Below are 6,438 nucleotides of genomic sequence, written 5' to 3'. Positions count from 1 at the left end.
CGGGCTTAGTGATCCGGTGGTTCCGCATGGAAGGGCCATCGCTCAACGGATAAAAGCTACCCCGGGGATAACAGGCTTATCTCCCCCAAGAGTCCACATCGACGGGGAGGTTTGGCACCTCGATGTCGGCTCATCGCATCCTGGGGCTGTAGTCGGTCCCAAGGGTTGGGCTGTTCGCCCATTAAAGCGGTACGCGAGCTGGGTTCAGAACGTCGTGAGACAGTTCGGTCCCTATCCGTCGTGGGCGTAGGAAATTTGAGAGGAGCTGTCCTTAGTACGAGAGGACCGGGATGGACACACCGCTGGTGTACCAGTTGTTCTGCCAAGGGCATCGCTGGGTAGCTATGTGCGGACGGGATAAGTGCTGAAAGCATCTAAGCATGAAGCCCCCCTCAAGATGAGATTTCCCATTCCGCAAGGAAGTAAGATCCCTGAAAGATGATCAGGTTGATAGGTCTGAGGTGGAAGTGTGGCGACACATGGAGCTGACAGATACTAATCGATCGAGGACTTAACCAATTTGAATGTATGCTTACTGTTATCTAGTTTTGAGAGAACACTCTCAATGGTTTGGTGGCGATAGCGAAGAGGTCACACCCGTTCCCATGCCGAACACGGAAGTTAAGCTCTTCAGCGCCGATGGTAGTCGGGGGTTTCCCCCTGTGAGAGTAGGACATCGCCAGGCAGACTTCATTCCGCAGTAGCTCAGTGGTAGAGCTATCGGCTGTTAACCGATCGGTCGTAGGTTCGAATCCTACCTGCGGAGCCATTTATGGAGAGCTGTCCGAGTGGCCGAAGGAGCACGATTGGAAATCGTGTAGGCGGTAACCCCGTCTCAAGGGTTCGAATCCCTTGCTCTCCGCCACTAATTATTAATACATAACAAACGAAAAAATACCAGGGCCCGTTGGTCAAGTGGTTAAGACACCGCCCTTTCACGGCGGTAACACGGGTTCGAATCCCGTACGGGTCATATGGAGGATTAGCTCAGCTGGGAGAGCATCTGCCTTACAAGCAGAGGGTCGGCGGTTCGAGCCCGTCATCCTCCACCATATTTGCCGGCCTAGCTCAATTGGTAGAGCAACTGACTTGTAATCAGTAGGTTGGGGGTTCAAGTCCTCTGGCCGGCACTGTTTTTGGAGGGGTAGCGAAGTGGCTAAACGCGGCGGACTGTAAATCCGCTCCTTAGGGTTCGGCAGTTCGAATCTGCCCCCCTCCACCATTTTAGGGGCATAGTTTAACGGTAGAATAGAGGTCTCCAAAACCTTTGGTGTGGGTTCGATTCCTACTGCCCCTGCCACTATATTATTTATTCATCTTCAGATTATGGCGGTTGTGGCGAAGTGGTTAACGCACCAGATTGTGGCTCTGGCACTCGTGGGTTCGATTCCCATCAATCGCCCCATTTTATCATTGGGCTATAGCCAAGCGGTAAGGCAACGGACTTTGACTCCGTCATGCGTTGGTTCGAATCCAGCTAGCCCAGCCATTATATTTGAGCCATTAGCTCAGTTGGTAGAGCATCTGACTTTTAATCAGAGGGTCGAAGGTTCGAGTCCTTCATGGCTCACCATGTTACGCGGGTGTGGCGGAATTGGCAGACGCGCTAGACTTAGGATCTAGTGTCTTATGACGTGGGGGTTCAAGTCCCTTCACCCGCATTATACAGGATAGATATCCTGTATGCGGAAGTAGTTCAGTGGTAGAACACCACCTTGCCAAGGTGGGGGTCGCGGGTTCGAATCCCGTCTTCCGCTCCATTTTATCCCAACGGGATATTGTGAAATTGATTGCGCCCGTAGCTCAATTGGATAGAGCGTTTGACTACGGATCAAAAGGTTAGGGGTTCGACTCCTCTCGGGCGCGCCATAATATTTTTAAAATCGGGAAGTAGCTCAGCTTGGTAGAGCACATGGTTTGGGACCATGGGGTCGCAGGTTCGAATCCTGTCTTCCCGACCATTTTGGGGCCTTAGCTCAGCTGGGAGAGCGCCTGCTTTGCACGCAGGAGGTCAGCGGTTCGATCCCGCTAGGCTCCACCATTTATAAAAAACATGTTGACTTTAAGAGAAACTTATTATATACTTAAAAAGTTGCTTGAGAAAGTGAACAAAAATGATCTTTGAAAACTAAACAAGACAAAACGTACCTGTTAATTCAAAGTTTTAAATAAATCGCACAGCGATGTGCGTAGTCAGTCAAACTACTTTATCGGAGAGTTTGATCCTGGCTCAGGATGAACGCTGGCGGCGTGCCTAATACATGCAAGTCGAGCGAACAGATGGGAGCTTGCTCCTTGAAGTTAGCGGCGGACGGGTGAGTAACACGTGGGTAACCTACCCATAAGACTGGGATAACTCCGGGAAACCGGGGCTAATACCGGATGCTTGTTTGAACCGCATGGTTCAGACATAAAAGGTGGCTTCGGCTATCACTTACAGATGGGCCCGCGGCGCATTAGCTAGTTGGTGAGGTAACGGCTCACCAAGGCAACGATGCATAGCCGACCTGAGAGGGTGATCGGCCACACTGGGACTGAGACACGGCCCAGACTCCTACGGGAGGCAGCAGTAGGGAATCTTCCGCAATGGACGAAAGTCTGACGGAGCAACGCCGCGTGAGTGATGAAGGCTTTCGGGTCGTAAAGCTCTGTTGTTAGGGAAGAACAAGTGCCGTTCGAATAGGGCGGTACCTTGACGGTACCTAACCAGAAAGCCACGGCTAACTACGTGCCAGCAGCCGCGGTAATACGTAGGTGGCAAGCGTTGTCCGGAATTATTGGGCGTAAAGGGCTCGCAGGCGGTTTCTTAAGTCTGATGTGAAAGCCCCCGGCTCAACCGGGGAGGGTCATTGGAAACTGGGGAACTTGAGTGCAGAAGAGGAGAGTGGAATTCCACGTGTAGCGGTGAAATGCGTAGAGATGTGGAGGAACACCAGTGGCGAAGGCGACTCTCTGGTCTGTAACTGACGCTGAGGAGCGAAAGCGTGGGGAGCGAACAGGATTAGATACCCTGGTAGTCCACGCCGTAAACGATGAGTGCTAAGTGTTAGGGGGTTTCCGCCCCTTAGTGCTGCAGCTAACGCATTAAGCACTCCGCCTGGGGAGTACGGTCGCAAGACTGAAACTCAAAGGAATTGACGGGGGCCCGCACAAGCGGTGGAGCATGTGGTTTAATTCGAAGCAACGCGAAGAACCTTACCAGGTCTTGACATCCTCTGACAATCCTAGAGATAGGACGTCCCCTTCGGGGGCAGAGTGACAGGTGGTGCATGGTTGTCGTCAGCTCGTGTCGTGAGATGTTGGGTTAAGTCCCGCAACGAGCGCAACCCTTGATCTTAGTTGCCAGCATTCAGTTGGGCACTCTAAGGTGACTGCCGGTGACAAACCGGAGGAAGGTGGGGATGACGTCAAATCATCATGCCCCTTATGACCTGGGCTACACACGTGCTACAATGGACAGAACAAAGGGCAGCGAAACCGCGAGGTTAAGCCAATCCCACAAATCTGTTCTCAGTTCGGATTGCAGTCTGCAACTCGCCTACATGAAGCTGGAATCGCTAGTAATCGCGGATCAGCATGCCGCGGTGAATACGTTCCCGGGCCTTGTACACACCGCCCGTCACACCACGAGAGTTTGTAACACCCGAAGTCGGTGAGGTAACCTTTTAGGAGCCAGCCGCCGAAGGTGGGACAGATGATTGGGGTGAAGTCGTAACAAGGTAGCCGTATCGGAAGGTGCGGCTGGATCACCTCCTTTCTAAGGATTTTAACGGAATATAAGACCTTGGGTCTTATAAACAGAACGTTCCCTGTCTTGTTTAGTTTTGAAGGATCATTCGATTCTTCGAGATGTTGTTCTTTGAAAACTAGATAACAGAAGTAATTCACATTCAATTAGTAATGCAAGATATCACGTAGTGATTCTTTTTAACGGTTAAGTTAGAAAGGGCGCACGGTGGATGCCTTGGCACTAGGAGCCGATGAAGGACGGGACGAACACCGATATGCTTCGGGGAGCTGTAAGCAAGCTTTGATCCGGAGATTTCCGAATGGGGAAACCCACCACTCGTAATGGAGTGGTATCCATATCTGAATACATAGGATATGAGAAGGCAGACCCGGGGAACTGAAACATCTAAGTACCCGGAGGAAGAGAAAGCAAATGCGATTCCCTGAGTAGCGGCGAGCGAAACGGGACCAGCCCAAACCAAGAGGCTTGCCTCTTGGGGTTGTAGGACACTCTGTACGGAGTTACAAAGGAACGAGGTAGATGAAGAGGTCTGGAAAGGCCCGCCATAGGAGGTAACAGCCCTGTAGTCAAAACTTCGTTCTCTCCTGAGTGGATCCTGAGTACGGCGGAACACGTGAAATTCCGTCGGAATCCGGGAGGACCATCTCCCAAGGCTAAATACTCCCTAGTGACCGATAGTGAACCAGTACCGTGAGGGAAAGGTGAAAAGCACCCCGGAAGGGGAGTGAAAGAGATCCTGAAACCGTGTGCCTACAAGTAGTCAGAGCCCGTTAACGGGTGATGGCGTGCCTTTTGTAGAATGAACCGGCGAGTTACGATCCCGTGCAAGGTTAAGCAGAAGATGCGGAGCCGCAGCGAAAGCGAGTCTGAATAGGGCGAATTGAGTACGTGGTCGTAGACCCGAAACCAGGTGATCTACCCATGTCCAGGGTGAAGTTCAGGTAACACTGAATGGAGGCCCGAACCCACGCACGTTGAAAAGTGCGGGGATGAGGTGTGGGTAGGGGTGAAATGCCAATCGAACCTGGAGATAGCTGGTTCTCTCCGAAATAGCTTTAGGGCTAGCCTCAAGGTAAGAGTCTCGGAGGTAGAGCACTGATTGGACTAGGGGCCCCTACCGGGTTACCGAATTCAGTCAAACTCCGAATGCCGATGACTTATCCTTGGGAGTCAGACTGCGAGTGATAAGATCCGTAGTCGAAAGGGAAACAGCCCAGACCGCCAGCTAAGGTCCCAAAGTATACGTTAAGTGGAAAAGGATGTGGAGTTGCTTAGACAACCAGGATGTTGGCTTAGAAGCAGCCACCATTTAAAGAGTGCGTAATAGCTCACTGGTCGAGTGACTCTGCGCCGAAAATGTACCGGGGCTAAACGTATCACCGAAGCTGCGGACTGTTCTTCGAACAGTGGTAGGAGAGCGTTCTAAGGGCTGTGAAGCAAGACCGGAAGGACTTGTGGAGCGCTTAGAAGTGAGAATGCCGGTATGAGTAGCGAAAGAGGGGTGAGAATCCCCTCCACCGAATGCCTAAGGTTTCCTGAGGAAGGCTCGTCCGCTCAGGGTTAGTCGGGACCTAAGCCGAGGCCGAAAGGCGTAGGCGATGGATAACAGGTTGATATTCCTGTACCACCTCCTCACCATTTGAGCAATGGGGGGACGCAGGAGGATAGGGTAAGCGCGGTATTGGATATCCGCGTCCAAGCAGTTAGGCTGGGAAATAGGCAAATCCGTTTCCCGTGAAGGCTGAGCTGTGATGGCGAGCGAATTATAGTAGCGAAGTTCCTGATTCCACACTGCCAAGAAAAGCCTCTAGCGAGGTGAGAGGTGCCCGTACCGCAAACCGACACAGGTAGGCGAGGAGAGAATCCTAAGGTGATCGAGAGAACTCTCGTTAAGGAACTCGGCAAAATGACCCCGTAACTTCGGGAGAAGGGGTGCTCTGTTAGGGTGCAAGCCCGAGAGAGCCGCAGTGAATAGGCCCAGGCGACTGTTTAGCAAAAACACAGGTCTCTGCGAAGCCGTAAGGCGAAGTATAGGGGCTGACGCCTGCCCGGTGCTGGAAGGTTAAGAGGAGCGCTTAGCGTAAGCGAAGGTGCGAATTGAAGCCCCAGTAAACGGCGGCCGTAACTATAACGGTCCTAAGGTAGCGAAATTCCTTGTCGGGTAAGTTCCGACCCGCACGAAAGGCGCAACGATCTGGGCACTGTCTCAACGAGAGACTCGGTGAAATTATAGTACCTGTGAAGATGCAGGTTACCCGCGACAGGACGGAAAGACCCCGTGGAGCTTTACTGCAGCCTGATATTGAATGTTGGTACAGCTTGTACAGGATAGGTAGGAGCCTTGGAAACCGGAGCGCCAGCTTCGGTGGAGGCATCGGTGGGATACTACCCTGGCTGTATTGACCTTCTAACCCGCCGCCCTTATCGGGCGGGGAGACAGTGTCAGGTGGGCAGTTTGACTGGGGCGGTCGCCTCCTAAAAGGTAACGGAGGCGCCCAAAGGTTCCCTCAGAATGGTTGGAAATCATTCGCAGAGTGTAAAGGCACAAGGGAGCTTGACTGCGAGACCTACAAGTCGAGCAGGGACGAAAGTCGGGCTTAGTGATCCGGTGGTTCCGCATGGAAGGGCCATCGCTCAACGGATAAAAGCTACCCCGGGGATAACAGGCTTATCTCCCCCAAGAGTCC

Annotated in this window: 15 tRNA genes and 4 rRNA genes; all 19 read left to right on the top strand. The window is 52.4% G+C overall.

Annotated features, from left to right (window positions below):
* Positions 1 to 519: ribosomal RNA gene (locus ACFVXG_RS46040) — 23S ribosomal RNA — on the top strand; the annotation flags it as partial.
* A 50-nt stretch (positions 520 to 569) separates the two neighbouring features.
* A 5S ribosomal RNA gene (gene rrf / locus ACFVXG_RS46035) occupies positions 570 to 685 on the top strand.
* A gap of 9 nt (positions 686 to 694) precedes the next feature.
* Positions 695 to 769: transfer RNA gene (locus ACFVXG_RS46030), tRNA-Asn, on the top strand.
* Between the two features lie 5 nt (positions 770 to 774).
* Positions 775 to 865, top strand: a tRNA-Ser gene (locus tag ACFVXG_RS46025).
* A 36-nt stretch (positions 866 to 901) separates the two neighbouring features.
* Positions 902 to 973 (top strand) — tRNA-Glu (locus tag ACFVXG_RS46020).
* 3 nt (positions 974 to 976) lie between these two features.
* Positions 977 to 1,052 (top strand) — tRNA-Val (locus ACFVXG_RS46015).
* A 5-nt stretch (positions 1,053 to 1,057) separates the two neighbouring features.
* A tRNA-Thr gene (locus ACFVXG_RS46010) sits at positions 1,058 to 1,130 on the top strand.
* Positions 1,131 to 1,138: 8 nt separating this feature from the next.
* Positions 1,139 to 1,222: transfer RNA gene (locus tag ACFVXG_RS46005), tRNA-Tyr, on the top strand.
* 4 nt (positions 1,223 to 1,226) lie between these two features.
* Positions 1,227 to 1,300: transfer RNA gene (locus ACFVXG_RS46000), tRNA-Trp, on the top strand.
* 29 nt (positions 1,301 to 1,329) lie between these two features.
* Positions 1,330 to 1,405: transfer RNA gene (locus ACFVXG_RS45995), tRNA-His, on the top strand.
* A gap of 9 nt (positions 1,406 to 1,414) precedes the next feature.
* Positions 1,415 to 1,489: transfer RNA gene (locus ACFVXG_RS45990), tRNA-Gln, on the top strand.
* A gap of 8 nt (positions 1,490 to 1,497) precedes the next feature.
* Positions 1,498 to 1,573, top strand: a tRNA-Lys gene (locus tag ACFVXG_RS45985).
* 6 nt (positions 1,574 to 1,579) lie between these two features.
* A tRNA-Leu gene (locus ACFVXG_RS45980) sits at positions 1,580 to 1,661 on the top strand.
* Between the two features lie 24 nt (positions 1,662 to 1,685).
* Positions 1,686 to 1,760: transfer RNA gene (locus ACFVXG_RS45975), tRNA-Gly, on the top strand.
* Between the two features lie 32 nt (positions 1,761 to 1,792).
* Positions 1,793 to 1,869: transfer RNA gene (locus ACFVXG_RS45970), tRNA-Arg, on the top strand.
* A 15-nt stretch (positions 1,870 to 1,884) separates the two neighbouring features.
* Positions 1,885 to 1,961: transfer RNA gene (locus tag ACFVXG_RS45965), tRNA-Pro, on the top strand.
* A gap of 4 nt (positions 1,962 to 1,965) precedes the next feature.
* Positions 1,966 to 2,041: transfer RNA gene (locus tag ACFVXG_RS45960), tRNA-Ala, on the top strand.
* Positions 2,042 to 2,207: 166 nt separating this feature from the next.
* Positions 2,208 to 3,757, top strand: a 16S ribosomal RNA gene (locus ACFVXG_RS45955).
* A gap of 175 nt (positions 3,758 to 3,932) precedes the next feature.
* A 23S ribosomal RNA gene (locus ACFVXG_RS45950) occupies positions 3,933 to 6,438 on the top strand; the annotation flags it as partial.

Origin of the sequence: Kitasatospora sp. NPDC058162 (assembly GCF_042884005.1) — a bacterium.
Taxonomy (GTDB): Bacteria; Actinomycetota; Actinomycetes; order Streptomycetales; family Streptomycetaceae; genus Kitasatospora.
The sequence above is the reverse complement of the archived record's forward strand: the minus strand, read 5'-3'. Positions and strand labels throughout refer to the sequence as shown.